The sequence below is a fragment of the Nitrosomonas ureae genome, from assembly GCF_900206265.1.
Lineage (GTDB): Bacteria > Pseudomonadota > Gammaproteobacteria > Burkholderiales > Nitrosomonadaceae > Nitrosomonas > Nitrosomonas ureae_C.
In genome coordinates this window covers 1,094,649-1,116,131 of sequence record NZ_LT907782.1, presented here as the reverse complement: position 1 = coordinate 1,116,131, position 21,483 = coordinate 1,094,649, and the positions used below count along the sequence as shown (strand labels likewise).

Sequence of the window (21,483 nt, the reverse complement as noted above, 5' to 3'; positions counted from 1 at the left end):
TGAATAATAAAATAGCCGGTATCCATATCATCCTGTGTGCCCTTATGCGTTGATATGATCCTGAAACACCAAACCGGCGTGTTCGCGTAATTTATGAAAACGAATCGCCGGCCAGTTTTCTTCTGCGACACTTAATTCCGCGCCAAAAGCGGCCAGAAAGGTGGGAGCATCGACAGCATCATAGGCGATCCGATGCGCGTTGGCTTCAATAAATCGCTGTAGTTCACGTGTATCGTCACAAGTAATCCAGCGTGCCAGTTGATATTTAGCTGGCGTTATCCGGGCAGCCACCGCATATTCGTATTGCAGTCGATGAGTAACCACTTCAAACTGTAACGTACCAACGGCACCGAGTAATAGCAGGTTACCCAAATGTGGACGGAATACCTGAATCGCACCTTCTTCACCCAGTTGTGTCAATCCCAGCTTCAATTGTTTGCTGCGTAACGGATCTGAAATTTCAACGGTACGGAAAATTTCCGGAGCAAAAAAAGGCAGACCGGTGAATTGCAATACCTCTCCTTCGGTCAGAGTGTCGCCAAGTTGCAACGTACCGTGATTCGGTATGCCAATAATATCTCCGGGATAGGCTTCTTCAAGAATGTCACGACGTTGCGACAAAAAAGATACCACTGTACTGGTGCGGATATCCTTGCCGTTGCGTGCGACTTTCAAGTTCATGCCGCGCTTGAAATGACCGGAGCAGATACGCACAAAGGCAATGCGGTCGCGGTGTGCCAGATTCATATTGGCCTGAATTTTAAATACCATGCCGGAAAATTTTTTTTCATCTGGCAATACTTCGCGCTGAATAGCGTTACGTGACTCGGGGGGAGGAGCCAAATCGACCAATGAATCGAGAATTTCCCGCACACCGAAATTGTTGATCGCGGAACCAAAGAAAACAGGGGTTTGTTTACCCGCAAGAAACACTTTATGATCAAAAGCCGGTGTAGCCCCTTTAATCAACTCGATTGCCTGTAAAGCGCTGGACAAATCCGTGCCGAAACGTTGTTGGATCTGCGGATCGTCAAGCTGCGCGATCATTTCATTTTTATTGTCGACCCGGTCAGATCCGGCTTGAAATATGCGCATACAATCATTTTTCAGATCGCAGACACCTTGAAAGTTTTTTCCCATGCCGACCGGCCAGGTGAATGGAATGGTGGCCATACCCAGGGTACGTTCGATTTCATCAATCAAATCCAACGGTTCACGCACTTCACGGTCCATTTTATTGACAAAAGTGACGATCGGAGTGTTGCGTGCACGACAGACCTCCAGCAGACGTAATGTCTGTGCTTCGACGCCATTGGCGGCATCAATTACCATCAGTGCGGCATCGACTGCGGTGAGCACACGATAGGTATCTTCTGAGAAATCCTGATGGCCGGGAGTATCGAGTAAGTTAATGACGCAATCGCGGTATTCCATTTGCATGACTGAACTGGCGACCGAGATACCGCGTTGTTTTTCGATTTCCATCCAATCCGAGGTGGCATGACGGCTGGCTTTGCGTGCTTTTACGCTGCCGGCGATATGAATCGCACCGGCATACATCAACAATTTTTCAGTCAGCGTAGTTTTACCTGCATCAGGATGGGAAATGATAGCGAAAGTGCGGCGGCGCGCCACTTCGTTATGAATGCTCATGATTTCAAAAAACTTGTTGGTGTGGATAAAGGAAACAATGGGTTGTATGCGTTGCGCTGAATGTGCTGACCGGCGGATAGGTCACGCGGCAAATGGGCATAGCGCTGGCGCAGCGTGGATGGAAGTGACAGCCGGTTGGCGGTGTGACTGGAGATGGCAGGTCACCTTTCAACGCAATGACTTGGCGGTCGGGATTGGATTCAATTTGCGGAACTGATGATAGCAACGCTTGGGTGTAGGGATGCCTGGGATGGCTTATCACCTCATCAATACGCCCATATTCAACAATTCGTCCCAAATACATGACAGCAACCTCATCAGCCAAATATTCCACAACAGCGATGTTGTGGGTAATAAATAAAAATGCAAGCCCTAAATTATTTTGCAGCGATTTGAGCAGATTCAGGATTTGCGCCTGAACCGATACATCCAGTGCGCTAGTCGGCTCATCGCAGATTAATAGTTCCGGATTAACCGCCAAAGCACGCGCAATGGCGATACGCTGCCGCTGACCACCGGAGAACTCATGCGGATACCGCCATTTTACCTCAACAGGCAAGCCCACTTGACGTAATAATGCATCAATTTTTTTCTCTCTTGAATCAATTGACGATGCAGCGTGAGTTTTAGAGCCATTTTTTTTTCTGATGATCAGCGCATCCATGCCTTCCCGCAGAATTTCAATAATTCGCATGCGCGGATTCAGTGAAGAGTAAGGATCCTGGAATATAATTTGAAATTGAGAACGTATTTGCCGAAGCTGATCGCGTTTCAGAGAAACCAGTTCCTGGTTTCTGAAGCGCACGCTTCCTGCGGTTGGTTCAATCAATTGCAGAATGCTTTTACCGATCGTTGTCTTGCCGCATCCCGATTCACCGACTAATGCCAAAGTTTGTCCGGCAACAATTTTTAGCGATACGCCATCGACTGCCTTAACGTGACCGACTACACGTTTGAATAATCCTTTGCGAATCGGGAAGTGGACTTTGAGTTCGGTAACTTGTAATAATATTTCTTCTGTCGTATCGGTTTTTGCATCAAAAGCGATGACTCGCTGCTCAGCGTTATTTGCTGATGGTTTCTCCGGGACATTTTGCTGATCCAAATACAGATGACACCGCACCTGATGGCTTCCCGATGTTGCCGGATGCCATTGGGGGATGGTATGGTGACAGATAGCCAGTGCTTGATTACAGCGATCAACAAAACGGCAGCCCTTAAACTGTTGTGCAAGGGAGGGCACGTTGCCCTGAATAACAGTTAATGCCTGATCACGTTTTTGTTTTCCGGGTAAAGATGCAAATAACTGCTGTGAGTAGGGATGAGCCGGGCGGTGAAAGAAATCATCCCGGGAAGCCAGTTCGACGATTTCTCCTGCGTACATTACTGCGATGCGTTTAGCCATTTCGGCAACTACGCCCAGATCATGCGTAATCAGTAAAATTGCCATGTGCGTGCGCCGCTGAACTTGTCGCATCAAATCCAGGACTTGTGCTTGTATTGTCACATCCAGGGCTGTCGTGGGTTCATCGGCAATAAGCAACTCGGGTTCGCCCGCAAGCGCCATGGCGATCATGGCGCGTTGTTTCATGCCGCCGGAAAACTGGAACGGATATTCATGCATGCGTTGCGTTGCATCAGGAATGCCGACCTGTTCCAGCAATTCCTGAATGCGTTGCCGGGTTGCATTTTTGGATAATTGCAAATGCTGGTTCAATACTTCTTCAATTTGCTCAGCAATGGTCAGCACTGGATTCAGGCTCAACATCGGTTCCTGAAAAATCATACTGATGCGTTTACCCCGGATTGTGCGCATATCCCTTTCAGAGAGTTGCAAAATATCTGTGCCGTTGAGTTTGATTTTTCCGGCAACAATTTCACCTACTTCAGGTAGCAAGCGCATGACGGAAAGTGCTGTCATTGACTTGCCGCATCCGGATTCTCCGAGTAATGCAAATGTTTCACCCGGTAAAATGGCCAGAGACAATCCATCGATTGCACGCACGGGCGCATTGCCGGTATGCAGCAAGGTTTCAAGATGCTCTATTTCCAGCAGATTTTTCATGGTTGATGAGAAGATTCGGTTGATTTGATAGCTTGGGATATTTTGCTTGATGGTTGTGATTTGTTTTCTGATTTCTGAAAGAATTTCTTGCTTTGTTTTAACGTTCTTGTGCGTGGATCTAAAGCGTTTTGTACTGCATCGGAAAATAAATTGGCGCTCAATACCAAAGTGAACATAAATCCAAATGCTGCCAGTAATGCCCACCAGACTATCGGTTCGCGTGCCATTTCCAAGCGTGCCGCGTTAATCATAGTGCCAAAGCTCATCGTGGAAGGATCGACACCCACGCCGACATAAGATAAAACCGCTTCGGCCAGAACCAAACCACTAAAATCCATGACTGTCGCAATTAAAACGATGTGCATTACATTCGGTAAAATGTGGCGCGTGATGATGCGCCAATGCGAGACACCAAAGGCATGGGCTGCCTGGATATACTCCAATTCGCGCAGCTTCATCGCTTCGCCGCGAAGCAATCGGCATAAACTGGTCCAACTGGTCACGCCAAGAATAATACAAAGGAATAACAAACGCAGATCGGCACGTGCGGCGACGGTTTCGAATAATTCTGAATGGGTTTCGATATACACTTGCATCATAAGTACTGCAGCGGCGATCAATAGGACGCTGGGTATGGAATTCAGTGTGGTATAAATATATTGAATGACATCATCGATCCAACCGCTGAAATAACCCGCCATAATGCCGAGCAATAGCGCAAATGGCAGCATAATCAACGTGGTCAGAGTACCAATGACCAGAGCGACACGAATGCTCTTGAGTGATTGATACAGAATGTCTTGTCCAACCTTGTCAGTACCTAAGACATGGTAGTGACCGGCTAATGCTGTTCCGCAACCGATAATCAGCAGCAGAATTAATAAGGTGATCAAAATGGCGTGCCAGGGAATTTCCATTTTGCATCGCAAAATGGTTGCGATGGTTTGGGGAAAACTTTTCTGATGTCGATGTGACAATAACGTGATTAAACCTGCGGTAAACAAGCACCAGACCAGAAAACCAGCCATCAAACCTTTTGTGCTGCGCCATGTAATATCACCGACATGATCCGTATCAGGATTTTGCAGGTGAGCTCCGCCGTATTTAAGTCGGGCGAAGGTTCGGACCTGGCTGCCATCGGGAAGCTCAATCGTTTCTTTTGCGTAGAGGTGTGTCGCCAATGGCGCGGAATAGGTTTTTTCCATATTCGTGCGCAGTGGTGTTACCAGGAGATCAAGTACGCTCAAGACTTCCACACTGTAAACGTTTTTCCCATCCGGAGTTTTATGATCGAGAGCGGGGCGAAAGTGGATAGTATCGAGTAACCCTACGATCAAGAAAAAAAGTAGCACTGTCAGCGCGGACATGCCGCTGGCACTATGTCCTACACGTCTCCAGGGGGTCAATAGATGTTCGTTTCGTCTTACATACCAAATCAAAAAAAATACAATACCAACGAATAAATATATAAGTGCATCTGTCCACAGGATAATGGGGTTGAAAGACATAAATTAGATGATTTTTGCAGAGGGGATCATGTTATTTAATTGCAATGGGGGACTTATATCATAAATGAAAGTTGAATTTGAAAAAACAACAACTGGTAATAATCACTTAACGAAATTATTACCAGTTGTTAAAGGAAGCTCTGGACAAACGCATTTGAAATCAGGCGATAAATCTACCCATTGATTGTTAAAGATTCATCACTAGGCCGATAATGACAGGGTGAGTTTTTCAAAGGCTTAGAGCGATAAGTGATTAAGACAATTACTTATTTCGTGGGTATGAATTTAAAAATTTTCGTACTGAAGCCGGTCTTCGCGTCTGATCAGTTCGTCGATGGTGAGGCCAATTGCCGGTACCCCACTAAATACCGAGCCTGTTCTTTTTTTGTTAAAGTGCTCCAGCATGGTTGTATAAGCTCGGGGCGGTAGTGGAAAAAACTTTGCTTCTTTTACCAACAAGAGAGCATTTTTCAGATAAAACTCCACAAATTCCTTAACCTCAGGCTTCTCGATGGCTTTAACATTGACATAGATAAAGATCGGGCGTGATAAAGGTTGATAGCTGCCATTTTCGACAGTTTCGACCGCTGGAGGAATAGCGCCTTGCCCTTTTCCATTATCGATGGCAACAGCTGTGACTTTGTTCTGATTCTCAATGTAATAGGAAAATCCAAAAAATCCCAGACCATTCTTATCGCTGGCCACCCCGTTAACCAATACGTTGTCATCCGGGGATTGAGTGTAGTCGCTGCGGCTTGATTTTGCCTTACCTACAATGGCTTTGGTGAAGTAATCATAAGTGCCGGAATCCGGATCGGCGCCATAGAGTTTGATGGTTTCATCGGGCCACGTCGGATTGATTTGTTTCCATCGGGTCACCGTGCCTTGCGCAGCCGGTTCCCATATTTTTTTCAATTGTACCAATGTCATGGCCGTTGCCCAATGATTCTCCGGATTAACCGCTACGGTCAAGGCATCGAAAGCTACCGGGATTTCAACGTATTGAATACGGGAATTTTTACAATCCTGCATTTCATTCTTCAGAATGGGCCGTGAGGCATTCACGATATCGATCTCACTGCGGCAAAATTTCTTAAAGCCGCCACCGCTGCCGGAAATACTGACCGTAACATTCACTGTATTTTTTTTTACGATTTGAAATTTATCGGCGACTGCTTTGGTAATGGGATAAACGGTGCTGGAGCCATCAGTTTGGATAATCGATTGTGCGTTTGCAATACTAATACCTACACAGAGTAGGAGCATTATGTTTAGTATCTTGAAGATGTATATTTGCGGCATGTTGTCCTCCTGGTGTGAGATGGATTGTGTTGGGCAGCCTACTATAGATCATAATAATCCACATATTGTTAGCCTATAGTTTAATTGTGAGGTATTTGATATGAGCTAAGACTCAGAAGATAGATTTAAATGTAATGTAATGAGAACTCGGAGTTTTCTGAGTTCCCATTGTGTGCGCAACGCAAATCGCTTTTAAAAATCGATAGTCCATTGAGTCAAGAATGCACTCAAATCGCCATTATTCCAGCCATTAGTCCGTGCACCAGCGCCTCCGGAATATCCATCGGTATTGGTAATGGGCGTTCTAGCCGTATTGATATCCAGCATATGTATAACGTTTGCCTGAAACTTAACGTTCGAGTGAGGGTACCAATTGAAACCGAACCGGACCATATCAGCGCGTCCGCCTCTGATGACTCCCGAATTCATATCAATGTAATCATAACCGGCAGCCAGTTCGAATGCGCCCCATCCCGATCCATTCCATTGGAACGGCCGGTTTGGTCTAATCCGGTTTGCTGCGCCGTTTCTGACATGGTAGGCTTTGGATTCCCCGGTCAGGAAGTAACTCACGAAACCATAGTAACCCGTCAAGTGTTCTCCATCATAACCAACCCCATTGATATTGGTGCGTAAAAACTCTGCTTGTGCTGAGAAGGGGCCATGAACAAACCATGCTTCTGCACCATATCGATCATAGCTGCTAATCTCGCGCCGGTTTGGATCGTTGAGCGCACCGGTACTTAAGTTGCCGGTATTCAGGACATTACTGCGATCCACATTGGTTCCCGGGAATGCGACAAATGACATACCGCCGCCGCCGCCGTTAGAGCCTTCCCCAACCATAGTGCCATCGGCTCGATACTGCGTGTTGACTGCGGTGTGTCCTGCGGAGATGCCAACGTGTAAGAACTTGTTTTCATCTTCCATCCAGGGTCTGCCGCTGACGCGGCCTATGCCTTCCCAACCCGTATCGCCCGAGCCGTTGTTGCGGCTCTGGTTGCCGTTTGCATTCACCGAAGTTGATGCCGCTGACCACGCTCCAATAGGCTCGGTTTGAAAAGCCAGTCCGGTTTGGAAGCGTGTTACTGCATAATTAGCGCCGATACCTGTTTTGTAAGTATTGGGGTTATCTACAAACGAATTGACTGACATGTGGCGCTCGATAAAGGTAATAAATCGATTGCTGGCAGCTTCTTCCAGACTGAATGGCTCTTTGAATGAGCCTATTTTATAAGAGAGTGCGTCCGTATGATTCAGGCGTACGAAAGCATCCGTAATTCCGGATCCCACAGAACCATTGCCACGACTAAAATCAAACTCGAATTTATAATCCCATATTCTATAAAAAGTGCCTTCAACACCCAGTCGAGCGCGGCGGATATTCATGCCACTATTCAGCTCATTCGCGGTATTGGAGCCGAAGGCAGGGTCGGGATCATTGACGAAATTATATTGTGAAGCGGGTTGTATCCGTCCATTAAGCGACATTGAAAAATTTCCATCTTTAGTGGCCCAATGTAAACCCCGATCATCAAATGTACCATGTATCTTCTCAACATCCTTAATGCGTTCTTCCAGCACTGAGACTTGGCTAGCCAGACGTTCGTGAATGGTTTTGTCCGCTACCGCTGTGGTTTTTCCCTCACGCATCGGAGTCGATTCGGCCACTGTTTCTTTTTTCTCTGATTCAGCAGGTGCCGAGGAGGGGGTAGTAGCTAGCTTGGGGGATTCGGGTTGCGCCGATGGATTATCGGTTTTTACATACGTACCCATATGAACTCTATTCGGTCCAGGTTCCGCAAAAACTTGTTTGGTTTTTGTATCAACATACAAATCCAATGCATAAGCGCTGGAGATGGCACATAAATTGAATATTACTAGGGTTGCTAAAATAAGGCTGAAAAATTTCATTATCTGTCGTTAATCCAGGATTGAAAAATAAATTGCTAGACGAGACAGGAGTTATATAACAGCAATGTTACATTTTTGTGACAACATCATTTTTTTTACAAAATTGTGACAATATTGTTACTCGCGGGCTTAGGATTAATTTGTTAATTATTTGAAAGATTGGATATTAGTTTATAAAATATTCTTGCATTTATAGAGTCGGTGACTATTTTGTAAATGCCCGACGGAGTTTTCACAGATTAATGGGAACTTTCATGAAGAAAGCCTCTGTCTAATTTGTGTTGGGTGGTGAAAGTAGATTTCCATCTCAAACAAATTTTTCTATTAACAAACAATCTGTTAAATTAATAGGAGGTAAACATGGCAACAACCTATGGCACAACTAGCGGCGCGGCGAGCGCCAACTATGACATGTCGCTGTGGTACGACTCGAAGTATTACAAGCTGGGCATGTTAACGATGCTTTTGGTAGCGATATTTTGGATCTGGTACCAAAGGACATTTGCATATTCACATGGCATGGACTCGATGGAGCCTGAATTTGACAAGGTATGGATGGGACTGTGGCGCGTACACATGACACTGATGCCACTGTTTGCGTTGGTAACCTGGGGGTGGATACTGAAGACCCGCGATACCAAGGAACAACTGGACAATCTGGACACCAAGCTTGAGATCAAACGTTATTTTTACTGGATGATGTGGCTGGGTGTATATTTGTTTGGTGTTTACTGGGGCGGCAGCTTCTTTACCGAACAGGATGCAAGCTGGCACCAGGTGATTATTCGTGACACGAGCTTTACACCGAGTCACGTAGTGGTATTTTATGGCTCATTCCCGATGTACATTGTATGCGGAGTAGCGGCCTACCTGTACGCGATGACGCGTCTGCCATTGTATAGCCGCGGCACATCGTTTCCGTTGGTGATGGCGATTGCGGGCCCATTGATGATTCTGCCGAACGTAGGATTGAACGAATGGGGACATGCTTTCTGGTTCATGGAAGAACTGTTTAGCGCACCGTTGCACTGGGGCTTTGTGATTCTGGGCTGGGCGGGTTTATTTTCAGGTGGTATTGCAGCACAGATTATCACCCGTTACTCTAACCTGACCGATGTAACCTGGAACAACGCAAGCAGAGAAATTCTGAACAATCGTATCGTTCCTTAATTTTAATCTTTGATGTTGCAGATTTGTTCCTGCCGCTTTCACAAGCGGCAGGAATCCTTCCGTAGTACAACTTTTCCTATCAGATTATTCGGAGAGATCTGAGTAATTCTCAATTTATCAGGCTAATTTTATGCTGGAAGATATCGTCGCGATAATACATCAGTGGGTATCTATCGATGTATTGATCGGTTTGACGGTCGCATCGATTATTGGCTTCATTGCTTCTTTAGTCGCTATTCCATGGATTCTGATTCGCCTACCGAGTGATTATTTTGATGTGCGCATTCCTCGTTACTGGATGAAGGAGCACCATCCAATACTGCGCATTATCGGATTAATCGTTAAAAACCTTGTCGGTTTTGTATTTTTGATTGCAGGCTTCATGATGCTTTTTCTACCGGGGCAAGGTTTGCTGACAATGCTGATTGGGATTTCATTGTTGGATTTTCCCAATAAACGCAAGCTGGAAGCCAAAATTATCGGAAAGCCCCCGCTATTGAATATTATTAATGCGATGCGTCATAAATTCAATAAACCGCCATTGACGTTATCGCCTCCTTCAGAAAAACAGTCTTCACTTTAAAGCCCAGTTTCCGGAATGGACTGAAACTGGCTTTCCTTCATTATTTATTCACATTTTCCTTTATAGTTTCTTCACAAGTTTTTAATGGCTATATCTTTATGATTTAATTAAATAAAATAACTTATTATGAAAGAATGATCCTACATAAACAAGGACAAAACTAGGACAAGCATCCTGCAAAATTGCTGCAGCTTGTCCCTTATTTTTTGAACACTACAAGCATATTATCTTATTGCCAAAAATGAGAAGTGGGATGAAAGAGTTAGAAAGATTATTACCGTATGGCACTACATCCTGTTGATAGACAAAAACAACATTACGAGAGGGTAAGAATTTCGCAATAAATCAGAGTATTAAATTTTCTGTTGAATAGTTTGTCAAGTAGCGGAATGCATCTGATTTGGAGGGATAGGGCGTCAGCAATAATATTTTTCTCTCAAATTTAAGAGAGAGTTATTAAAAATTATTAACTTAAGTGTAGTGAGTCACCACAGTGCAGGAAGTGTTTAGCTTGCTAGATTTATAAATAAATACGGGAGTTAGATAAAATGGCAAATTTCAGCAGAACCGATCTAGATTTTCTACTTCAGCAAATAGCAATTGCTGATGCAGATTCTGCCGCGCAGCAATCAGGCACTTTCAACGCATTGCCTGGACTTGTAGGTGATCCTCTGATTCCTTTTGGTTTGCGCAATGTTGATGGCACTTATAATAATCTAGAAGATGGTCAGAGCTTGTTCGGAGCAGCGGATAGGGTATTTCCACGCTTACTGGCGCCGGAATTCAGACCTGGAGAGAATATACCCGCAGGCTTTCCTGGAGCGGGTAATCCGACCCATTATAATCAGAAAAACGGTTTGGTATTTGATTCGCAACCGCGTTTGATCAGTAATCTGATTGTGGATCAAACAGAAAGTAATCCTGCTGCGGAAGCTGCTTTTAATAACACCGTCGGCTCGGAGATCGTTAACGGTATTCGTTTCGACGGTACGCCTTTTCAAACCTATTTTATTCCGAATGTTACGCCCGATGCAGGGTTATCCGCGCCGTTCAATTCATGGTTTACGCTTTTTGGCCAGTTTTTTGATCACGGATTGGATTTGGTGAATAAAGGTCAAAGCGGTACCGTTTTTGTTCCGCTGCAACCGGATGATCCGCTGTTTGACCCTGCGCCGGGTGCGCCGAATTTTATGACCCTGACCAGAGCGACTAATTTACCTGGTCCGGATAACATCATAGGTACAGGTGATGATATTCACAATCATATTAACCAAACAACCCCGTTTGTAGATCAGAATCAAACTTATACCTCGCATCCTTCGCATCAGGTGTTTTTGCGTGAATATGCAATCAATCCGAACACTGGTGATCCGGTCTCAACTGGTAACTTGCTGGAAGGTTCCGGTGGTTTGGGCGGTCTTGCAACCTGGGCCGATATTAAAGCACAAGCTCATACCATGCTGGGTCTGAATCTGACCGATGTTGATTTAACAAATCTGCCATTACTGGCAACTGATACGTATGGAAAATTTATTCCAGGTCCTAACGGTTATGCGCAATTGGTGTTGCAGGGAAACACTTTGCTCGAAGGTAATCCAGCCGCTAATGGTGGAAATGGAGTAAATATTCCAGGTAATGTAGTTCGTACCGGCCATGCCTTTTTAGATGATATCGCCCATACGGCTGTGCCTAAATTCGCTGCCGGTGTGCTAAATCCTGATCCGGATACCGATGTGGGCAATACACCCGCTGCCGGTACTTACGATGATGAGTTACTCGACAGACACTTTATTACCGGTGATGGCCGCGGTAACGAGAATATCGGATTGACCACGGTGCATACCGTGTTTCATGCGGAACATAACCGCAAAGTCCAAGAAGTTAAAGATTTGATTACAGCTAGCGGGGACCCGGCATTTATTAACCAATGGAAGCTACCCGGTAATCAGTGGGATGGCGAGAAATTGTTTCAAGCTGCACGTTTTGCAACTGAAATGCAATATCAACACTTGGTGTTCGAAGAATTTGCCCGTAAAGTACAACCGAATGTCGACGTTTTTATCGGCTATGACAGCTCGATTGACCCTGCCATCATGGCCGAGTTTGCCCATGTGGTGTATCGCTTTGGTCATTCGATGCTGACTGAAACCGTGGCCAGAACGAATGCAAATGGCAGCAGCAATGATATTGGATTGATTCAGGCATTTTTGAACCCAGTAGAGTTTGCCGACGATTACACGAATAACCTCAATGCCGCAGCAGCCGTGGTGAGAGGTATGACCAAACAAGTCGGCAATGAAATCGATGAATTCGTGACCGAAGCTTTGCGCAACAATCTTGTAGGACTGCCGCTCGATTTGCCGACGATCAACATGACACGTGCTCGCGATACCGGTATTCCTGGTTTGAACGATGCACGCCGTATGTTTTTTGAGGATAGCGGGCTCAGTGCCGTGACGCCTTACGTGAGTTGGGCCGATTTTGGCGCGGAGCTCAGACATCCTGAATCGCTGGTTAATTTTATTGCCGCTTATGGCAATCATCCAAGCATTGCTGCTGCCACGGATAATGCAGGCAAACGTGCCGCAGCGCAAGCGCTCATCGATGAAAATGGTGACTTTCTAAATAGCGACAATGGCTTCACTACGGCCAATACTGGCTTGGATTCGGTCGATTTCTGGATTGGTGGATTGGCTGAGGCGCAAGCACCTTTTGGCGGGTTATTGGGTTCAACATTCAACTTTGTGTTTGAAACCCAAATGGAAAACCTGCAGAATGGCGATCGTTTTTACTATCTGGCGCGTACCGCCGGGCTTGATTTCCTCACGCAACTGGAAGAGAACTCCTTTGCAGAAATGATCATGCGCAACCTCCCGAATGTGAAACATCTGCCATTCGATGTGTTTTCCACTCCGACTTACACTTTTGAAGTTGGTAATTTGGGAACTTCCGGTCCGATACCGAATGACCCGAGCACTCCTTATAATGAAACCGCGCTATTGATCAGGGATACCTCATTAGGTCCAAATACCATTCGCTATAACGGTGGAGAGCACATCGTGATGGGTGGTACCGATGGTGCGAATAGAATGCGTGCAGGGATTGGTGACGACACGGTATGGGGTGATGGCGGCAATGACCGTATCGAGGGTAGTGCGGGTAACGATTCACTCAATGGTGGCGATGGTAATGACATCATTACCGATACCTCGGGTGACGACAATATCAAAGGTGGGGATGGGCATGATGTGATTAACGGCGGTGCTGGTATTAATCTGATTTTGGGCGGTTCGGGTCATGACTTTATTATAACGGGTAATGATATTTCGGAAGTGTTTGCCGGCCCGGGTAACGACTTTATTTTCGGTAACGCGCCGAATGAAGTCATGCAGGGCAATGAAGGCGATGACTGGATTCAAACTGGAACGGCCGATGGTTCTACCGGTGACAATTTCGATCCCTTCAATCGTGATCCGATTCGCGGCAATGATATGTTTGTGGGTAGCGGCGGTCTCGACGAATTCATTGGTGAAGGCGGTGATGATATTATGATGGGCTTGGCTGGTGCCGATCGGAACGATGGCGCGAGCGGCTTTGACTGGGCCGGGAATGTTGGCAGCACAGTGGCTGCAAATATTGATTTGGCCAGACTCCTTGTTCCAGGCCCCTTTGTAGATACCGCGGATCGTTTCGATCTGGTTGAAGCCGCATCGGGATGGAATCAAAACGACATCATACGGGGTGACAATCGTACCAGCGTTGAATTGGAGCTGATAGATCCGGTTACCGGGCAAAACAACGCGCTGGATAACGTCAATCAACTCAACGGAACGCATACGGCTGCTGAGCGGATTGGCATGATCAGCGGGTTGAGTGCGTTGCTGAATGGAGCTACGAGTTTCAGCTCCGGCAACATTTTAATTGGTGGTGGCGGTAGTGATTCAATTGAAGGCCGCGGCGGTGATGACATTATCGATGGCGATGCGTGGTTAAATGTTCGCATCAGCGTACGCACCGATCCTAATAACCCTGCAACGCAAATTGCGACTTTCCCCAATATGACGCCTGCGTTGCGGACTGCGATGCAGAACGGTACGTATAGCCCCGATCAATTGGTGATTGTGCGTGAGATTTTATCGAACAGTACTGGCGTCGATACCGCAGTGTATCAGGATGTATTTGCCAACTATGTCATCAATTCAGACTCGACAGGTACTTTGTTTATTGATCATGTCAATCCTGGTAATGGTGGCGGTGGTGCTGACGATGGCAGCGACAGGGTTCGTAACGTTGAGCGGTTGCAATTTACGGATAGGCTTGTCATTGTCGGTACTCCCGGTGACGATAACTTGGAGGGCACTGCCGGCAATGATGTCATTTTGGGTTTGACGGGCAATGATACGCTGAATGGTTTGGGTGGTGTCGATATTCTGAGAGGCGAAGGCGGCAACGATACCTATATTGTCGATACCACGACCGACACGATTACAGAGTTTGCCGGTGCTGCAGGTGGTACCGATACCGTTGAAAGCTCGGTAACCTATACGCTGGGTCTTAACTTGGAAAACCTGACCCTTACGGGTGGCGCAGCGATTAATGGAACGGGTAATAACGTGGGTAACGTGATAACCGGCAACGCCAGCAACAACATACTCACCGGTCTAGGAGGTAACGATACGCTGATTGCCGGAGGTGGTACGGATACACTGCGGGGCGGTTTGGATAACGACACGTATGTAATTAGCAATTTACCGGTCACGATTACCGAGTTGCTTAATCAAGGTATCGATACGGTTGAGAGTCCGGTGACCTACACGCTTCTTGCCAATGTTGAGAACCTTACTTTGACCGGCGGGAATGCGGTCAATGGTACCGGTAATGGCTTAGCCAATATTATTATCGGTAACAGCAACAACAATACTCTTAACGGCGGAGCCGGTCTCGATACGTTAAATGGCGGTGATGGCAACGATACGCTGAATGGCGCAGCGGGCATCGATATACTCAATGGCGGCAATGGTAACGATACGCTGATTGGCGGACCGAGCGCCGATACTTTGATAGGTGGAGCGGATGCGGATATCTTTGATTATCTAGCAACCGTGGGTCATTCCAACCCGGCCAATAGAGACACCATCATGGACTTTGAAACGGGAATCGATACCATTGACCTGAGCGCGATCGATGCGAACGTATTGGCTGCATTTCCCGGTAATCAAGCGTTTATCTTTATCGGAAATGCCGCGTTCAGTGGCGGCGGGCAGGTGCGTTACGACTCTGCAACGGGTTTGTTGCAAGCCAACATCAATGGAAATGCTGCGGCTGAGTTCGAAATTCAGTTATTCGGAGCACCAACGCTGGTTGGGGGAGACTTGGTGCTGTAAGCACCAGGGAAGGGAGTGACATCCATCAAATAAAAGCAATTTGATGGATGTCAATATAAGTTTGGCAGGGCCTATACATAATCAAGACGCACCCAAAGTGTGAATTTAAAAAATAACTGTAGAGTAGGAGGGCATTATCATGAAAAATGGAGAGTATGAATCCAATCGGGGTAACGTCGCTGATTCGGATTCTCCATCCAATGAATCAAGGCGTGCGTTTTTTAAAACAACGGGTGCCACGATTCTGGCCGCACCGGCCATTTTAACTTCGCGTGAAAGCTCAGCACAAGCCATTCCGGATGAATCGTTACCACCTAGCCCGCCCACCCGGCCTTGGCAAAGAGAATTACCGGAGGAGGTTGAGCCGCTGGAACAAACTGATTTGTCCAATGACGCTTTCCCTCCACAGGGGGTCGCTAATACCGAAAATGGAGAATGCGGGCGTAACGATCATCAGCGTTGGGATGATTTTTTTGGTGCGCATCCGCTTGAATCCGGTCAGGCCGATACTTACGAGCTTCGAGCTGAAGCGATTACGGATTATGAGTTCCATCCGGATTACCCGAGGCAATTGGTCTGGCACTATATCGGTAAAAACTCAAGTGGCGGGGATTATCATAATCCCACCTTTCATGCGCGTTATGGGCGCCCAGTAATAGTGCGTTTATATAATGAGTTACCGGATAATCATACGGGTTTCGGCACGCCGGAAATCAGTATGCATTTGCATAACTTGCATACACCTTCCGAGAGCGATGGTTTCCCAGGGGATTATTTCAGTGCAACTAAGGCAGGACCAACGCTGAGTGGGCCAGGTCAATTCAAGGATCATTTTTATCCCAATGTCTATGCGGGATACGATGAATTTCCAAAAAGTGCCAAAAACCCCGTGGGTGGTGATAAGCGTGAAGCGTTGGGAACGCTGTGGTACCACGATCACTGTCTGGATTTTACCGCGCCCAATGCCAACCGTGGTTTGGCCGGTTTTTACTTGCTTTACGATGAGCTGGATTCAGGTGACGAGCATGATCCTAATCCGGTCGCTTTAAGATTGCCCAGCGGTGCTTATGATTATCCGTTAGCTTTTCAGGATAAGCGTTTTGACGCTAACGGCATGCATATTTTCGAAGAGATGAATTCGGAAGGCACACTGGGTGACAAAGTGACGGTCAACAGTATTATTGAACCCGTACTCAAGGTGGCAAGCCGTAAATACCGTTTTCGCCTGCTTAATGCAGGCATAGCACGTTTTTATCAGTTTCATTTGGTTACGGCCAACAATGTGCAACAGTCTTTCACCTATATCGCCAACGATGGCAATTTGCTGCCGAAGCCGCTGCTGAACCGCAAGAACGTCCGTCTGGGCGTGGCCGAGCGTGCGGATATCGTGGTGGATTTTTCTTTGTATCCGTTAGGAACGGAACTCTACCTGGTGAATCGCTGGGAGCAAACCAGCTCGCGCGGGCCCAAAGGTGTCAAAGCACCGGGAATGAAGGTACTCAAATTCATCGTTGATCGCGAGCCGGATGAACCGGATGTCAGTCAGGTTCCGGCCAAGCTGCGCCCGATCCGCAGACCGACCGCTACGGAGATCGCGACGGCTCCGGTCAGATACTGGCGCTTTGAGCGCAAAAACGGTATGTGGGCGATCAATGACAAATTTGTGAACGTCCGCTCTGCGGGTGCGAATATGGCTATGGGCAGCTTTGAAATCTGGGAACTGGATAATCCGTCCGGCGGCTGGAGTCATCCGGTGCATATTCATTTCGAAGAAGGGCTAATCCTCAATCGTTACGTGGATGGCATCGAAGTGCCTGTCCCTGTACATGAGAGAGGGCGCAAGGATGTTTACCGGTTGGGACCGAATGAGAAAGTGAGACTATTCATGCGGTTCCGGGATTTCCCTGGTAAGTATGTGATGCATTGCCATAATATGATCCATGAAGACCACGCCATGATGGTGCGTTGGGATATTCTGGGTTAAGAAAAGAGAGAGGGGGATATCATGAATAAGGAAAATAACGAACCCGTGGGTTCACGCAGGGAAATACTGGCTGGCATGGGACTGGCGGCATTGGGTTTGATTGGATTGAATTCGGCTTGGCAGAAGCTGGGTTTCAGTGAAGCTAAGCCTGCGCTTAATCCCAATATCAGAAAATACAAACCGGCGGATAGCGCCGCGCCGTTTCCGAACGTTACGCTATACACGCATGAAGGCGAGGCGGTGAGGTTTTATGATGACCTGATCCGCGACAAAGTGGTTGCGATCAACATGATGTATTCGCAATGCTCCGGCATTTGCCCGAAATCGACGGCGAATCTGCGGGAAGTGCGGAATATGTTGGGCGAGCGTGCAGGTCGCGATGTTTTCATGTACTCCATCACGCTGGATCCTGAGCGCGATACGCCGGAATTGCTCAAGCAATATGCTGATCGCTATGGCATCCAGGACGGCTGGAAGTTTCTGACGGGCGCGCCGGAAGATATCGAATTGATCCGCTACCGGCTGGGTTTTTATGATGTCGAGGAAGACGTCGATAACATCAAGGAAAATCATACCGGCATGGTGCGCATTGGCAACGATGAACGTAAACGCTGGAGCATGGCGCCCGCATTGTCTGATCCATGGCAAATCATGGCAACCATCAATCATCTGGATCCAAAGGTTGTGCATACCGCAGAGGCGCACACTTAGAAGTACGTGCTTAAGTGTTAGGGAAGCTCTGAATAAATCCTGCGATAAAGTCGGAGCTTCCTTAATCACGATAGCAATGAGAAAGATAATATTTATGTTGGATAGTTATGAATTACTTAAAACTATCCCTTAAACGGAGGACGTTGAATCATGAAGCTCTTTAAAATAAAAGAAATTACTGACATAGGCAAGAAAGTGGGTTTTGCTTTTGTCTTTGTGGTGGCAATGATGGGACTGAGTATGCCATCAGCCAATGCGTCGTTAGCCGGTAAGGGTTTAATATCCCCAGTGAATCATTTCCCGACCTGGTTTTCCGACACTAACGGCACTGTTTTGCAATTATGTTTGGATGGCGATGGAGCTACGGGTATGTGTTTCTTCGACCCTGTGATTCCAGGCAATGCAACATCCGAAGCGACCGGCTTTGGCGCGGAGGCGTTTTGGTGGTCGGCTGATGCTGCTCTGAATCTGGCTGGAGGGGGACGAGCTAATCTGGTGCTGGCTTTGGAGGCAGCTTATGGTGCGGGAGATCCCGCACCGAACGATCAGTTCGCTTTTGGGCGTATACGTATCCGAGTTGATATACCGGTTGCTGGTGAATATAAAATCTGGCACCCTTTTCTCAATGAAGTTGACGGAAACTGTGCGCCGGAGGTTTATGATGCTACGGCCGGTACGCGCGCTATTAATGTGACTCGCGATATCGGTGGCGCCGCGCCATTTGAAACCATGTTAAGTGGTGAGGTGGGTCCTTTCCTGATCTGGGATCCGGATATTGCACCGTTTGCACCGGACGGTTATGTGGGTGATCCTAATATTGATCATGAAGTAATCGGCGGTCATTGCGGTGTTAATTATTTCCGCATCGAAGGTCCGGTGGGTGTGGATCTGGATGGTGCCGGGCAGAATTTTGTTGAGACCAACTTATTTTCTGTAACAGGTAAAATATATGACGAAGCTAATACCCCGCCAGGAATTGAACCTGTGCGCGCTACTTATTTCCGTACCACAAACGCGACCACCGGTAATACGACAGCTCGTATCAATGTTTGGGTGAAAGCGCCGATCACCGCTACTGTTGCACTTAGTGGTATACCCCAGGCGAATCAAAACGGGCCAATGACATTCGATGATGCCAGTACCTTTTTCAAGCGCGCAACGTTGAATGCAGCCAATGGTCTTTCTGTACCTGACCAAGTAACGGTTACTGCCACAAGTACCAACGGCTTACAAACCGTGCAAGATATCGATGTTATTGACGATGTGAGAATTAGTCTGGCAACTTGGACCAAGGCGACGGGAGAAATAAAGGTTGTGGCCTTTTCGAGTGATAAGATAAGCCCGACTGCGGGCGCTATCCCTGAACTTACGCTGCGTATAGGGGCCGCTGCGTTCCTAATGCCGCAAGTGGGTGTTCCCGGACGTTATGAAGTGGTGCTATCGGGGGCGGATGCATTCCTGGTACCGCCAGCACGCGTTACGGTAACGTCTTCACAAGGTGGCAGTGATACCGCGAGAACTGCGGATTAGTCATGTTTAAACAGTAGCATATCTCTTGTTCATATCGAGGGATCCTGAGATTATATCCTTGCAATAGTACCCAGCAATAAAAAACTCGACTGCATAAGCGGTCGAGTTTTAAAAGAAAAAGGGACTTGCTCAAGCTTTCCCTTTCATATTCATCTATCATTTTAAGTTGGATAGTATCTTCCTGACCAAGACAATTTAGTAGAAATAGTTGCTTGCAACCTATTATTTCACTTCATACTTTGTAGGTATGCTGTATAAGAATCCATTGTAAAAGGTGTTTTATACAGGGCGGATATAAGATTAATCTGTTCATAATCCAAATGCAACTGAACATACTGCCTTTAACATCATTGGATGTATCCGAGATTGCCGAATTGGCGCGCGTAATCTGGCAACATCATTATGCGCCTATTATTTCAACGGCTCAGATTGATTATATGCTGGCGCAACGATACGAGCCCACGCTGATTGAGAATCAACTCAAGGATCCCAATATCTGGTGGAGAAAGCTGACTCTGGATCAAACCATTATAGGTTTTTCCTGTTGTATGCTGACCGGGCAGCCAAACGAGCTGAAAATTGATAAACTGTACGTCCATTGTGATCATCATCGCAAAGGCTACGGGGCGATGCTGGTGGCGGATGCCATTAACCTCATGCAAAGTAAAGACTTGCAAACCCTGATACTCACAGTCAATAAACGCAACCATAGCGCTATTGCTGCTTATCAGCAGTATGGATTTGAAATTGCAGGGGATAGTATTGTCGATATCGGGGGAGGCTTCGTGATGAATGATTTTTTGATGACGCTGACAGATATGAGCCGTTGGAATACGTGACCGATGAAATTAAAATTTACCAAAATGCAGGGTTTGGGGAATGATTTTGTGGTCGTGGATGGTATCAATCAAACGGTGAATCTTGACCGGCAGCAAATTCGCCACCTGGCGGATCGGCATTTCGGTATTGGCTGTGATCAGTTGCTGTTGGTTGAAAAAGCGGAAGGGCAGGCGGATTTCCGCTATCGTATTTTCAATGCCGATGGCGGCGAAGTTGAGCAGTGTGGCAATGGAGCGCGGTGTTTTGTGCGCTATGTACATGATCATGGTTTGACGCAAAATAGCGAAATCCGTATCGAAACTTTGAGCGGTGTGATATCGCCCAGGCTGGAAAACAATGGAAATATCACGGTGAATATGGGAGAACCGATCTTCGAACCGGAGCGGATTCCGTTCATTGCTGATCAATACGCATTGACTTATCAGCTTGAATTACCGGATAGCCCGGTTACAATATGCGCGTTGTCGATGGGGAATCCACATGCCGTGCGCGTGGTGACAGATATCGCGCGTGCGCCGGTGGCAACCGAAGGCGCGTTGATTGAACAGCACCGGCGTTTTCCTAATAAGGTCAATGTGGGTTATCTGCAAGTGATTGATCGGAATCATATCAAGTTACGCGTATTTGAGCGTGGGGCGGGTGAGACGCTGGCTTGTGGAACAGGCGCTTGTGCTGCTGTGGTGGCGGGCATTACTCTGGGTTTGCTGGATCGTCAGGTTGTCGTGAGTACGCAAGGCGGTGAGTTGACAATTAACTGGCAAGGTTACGGTGAGCCGGTCTGGATGACCGGCCCGGCAGTCACGGTATTTGAAGGTGAGATTAATTTGTAATCAATCAAG

At 47.0% G+C, this 21,483-nt stretch carries 13 protein-coding genes; 8 read left to right on the top strand and 5 right to left on the bottom strand.

The window, feature by feature from the left end; all coding sequences use genetic code 11:
• Nucleotides 1-42: 42 nt before the first annotated feature.
• From CPG39_RS05045 to CPG39_RS05025, 5 genes are all read right to left on the bottom strand, one after another.
• Complete coding sequence (locus CPG39_RS05045; RefSeq protein WP_096292337.1) at nucleotides 43-1,653, bottom strand: peptide chain release factor 3; 1,611 nt, start codon at nucleotides 1,651-1,653, stop codon at nucleotides 43-45.
• A gap of 4 nt (nucleotides 1,654-1,657) precedes the next feature.
• Nucleotides 1,658-3,718: an ABC transporter ATP-binding protein gene (locus CPG39_RS05040; RefSeq protein ID WP_096292336.1), complete on the bottom strand. Its 2,061-nt coding sequence runs from the start codon at nucleotides 3,716-3,718 to the stop codon at nucleotides 1,658-1,660.
• A complete protein-coding gene (locus tag CPG39_RS05035) occupies nucleotides 3,715-5,226 on the bottom strand; it encodes an ABC transporter permease (protein ID WP_096292335.1) in 1,512 nt (503 codons plus the stop codon). The genes CPG39_RS05040 and CPG39_RS05035 overlap by 4 nt, the downstream gene beginning before the upstream one ends.
• 285 nt (nucleotides 5,227-5,511) lie before the next feature.
• Nucleotides 5,512-6,528, bottom strand: coding sequence for a PstS family phosphate ABC transporter substrate-binding protein (locus CPG39_RS05030; RefSeq protein ID WP_096292334.1), 1,017 nt, complete (start codon nucleotides 6,526-6,528; stop codon nucleotides 5,512-5,514).
• Nucleotides 6,529-6,720: 192 nt separating this feature from the next.
• Nucleotides 6,721-8,442 carry an OprO/OprP family phosphate-selective porin gene (locus CPG39_RS05025; RefSeq protein ID WP_096292333.1) on the bottom strand — a complete coding sequence of 574 codons (1,722 nt, stop codon included), beginning with the start codon at nucleotides 8,440-8,442 and terminating at the stop codon, nucleotides 6,721-6,723.
• Between the two features lie 360 nt (nucleotides 8,443-8,802).
• Between CPG39_RS05025 and CPG39_RS05020 the strand changes: the two genes are divergently transcribed.
• The 8 genes from CPG39_RS05020 to dapF all read left to right on the top strand — a co-directional run bounded on the left by CPG39_RS05020 (nucleotide 8,803) and on the right by dapF (nucleotide 21,474).
• Nucleotides 8,803-9,612 carry a methane monooxygenase/ammonia monooxygenase subunit C gene (locus CPG39_RS05020; protein ID WP_096291608.1) on the top strand — a complete coding sequence of 270 codons (810 nt, stop codon included), beginning with the start codon at nucleotides 8,803-8,805 and terminating at the stop codon, nucleotides 9,610-9,612.
• Between the two features lie 130 nt (nucleotides 9,613-9,742).
• Nucleotides 9,743-10,195 carry a PGPGW domain-containing protein gene (locus tag CPG39_RS05015; RefSeq protein WP_096292332.1) on the top strand — a complete coding sequence of 151 codons (453 nt, stop codon included), beginning with the start codon at nucleotides 9,743-9,745 and terminating at the stop codon, nucleotides 10,193-10,195.
• A gap of 548 nt (nucleotides 10,196-10,743) precedes the next feature.
• A complete protein-coding gene (locus tag CPG39_RS05010; protein ID WP_096292331.1) occupies nucleotides 10,744-15,579 on the top strand; it encodes a peroxidase family protein in 4,836 nt (1,611 codons plus the stop codon).
• Between the two features lie 139 nt (nucleotides 15,580-15,718).
• Complete coding sequence (locus CPG39_RS05005) at nucleotides 15,719-17,563, top strand: multicopper oxidase family protein (protein ID WP_096292330.1); 1,845 nt, start codon at nucleotides 15,719-15,721, stop codon at nucleotides 17,561-17,563.
• Between the two features lie 21 nt (nucleotides 17,564-17,584).
• On the top strand, nucleotides 17,585-18,274 hold the full coding sequence (locus CPG39_RS05000) for an SCO family protein (protein ID WP_096292329.1): 690 nt from the start codon (nucleotides 17,585-17,587) through the stop codon (nucleotides 18,272-18,274).
• Nucleotides 18,275-18,424: 150 nt separating this feature from the next.
• Nucleotides 18,425-19,804 carry a hypothetical protein gene (locus CPG39_RS04995; RefSeq protein WP_096292328.1) on the top strand — a complete coding sequence of 460 codons (1,380 nt, stop codon included), beginning with the start codon at nucleotides 18,425-18,427 and terminating at the stop codon, nucleotides 19,802-19,804.
• Nucleotides 19,805-20,124: 320 nt separating this feature from the next.
• Nucleotides 20,125-20,643: a GNAT family N-acetyltransferase gene (locus CPG39_RS04990; protein WP_096292327.1), complete on the top strand. Its 519-nt coding sequence runs from the start codon at nucleotides 20,125-20,127 to the stop codon at nucleotides 20,641-20,643.
• A 3-nt stretch (nucleotides 20,644-20,646) separates the two neighbouring features.
• Entirely contained in the window at nucleotides 20,647-21,474 is an 828-nt protein-coding gene (gene dapF / locus CPG39_RS04985; protein ID WP_096292326.1) for a diaminopimelate epimerase, read from the top strand.
• Nucleotides 21,475-21,483: the final 9 nt, after the last annotated feature.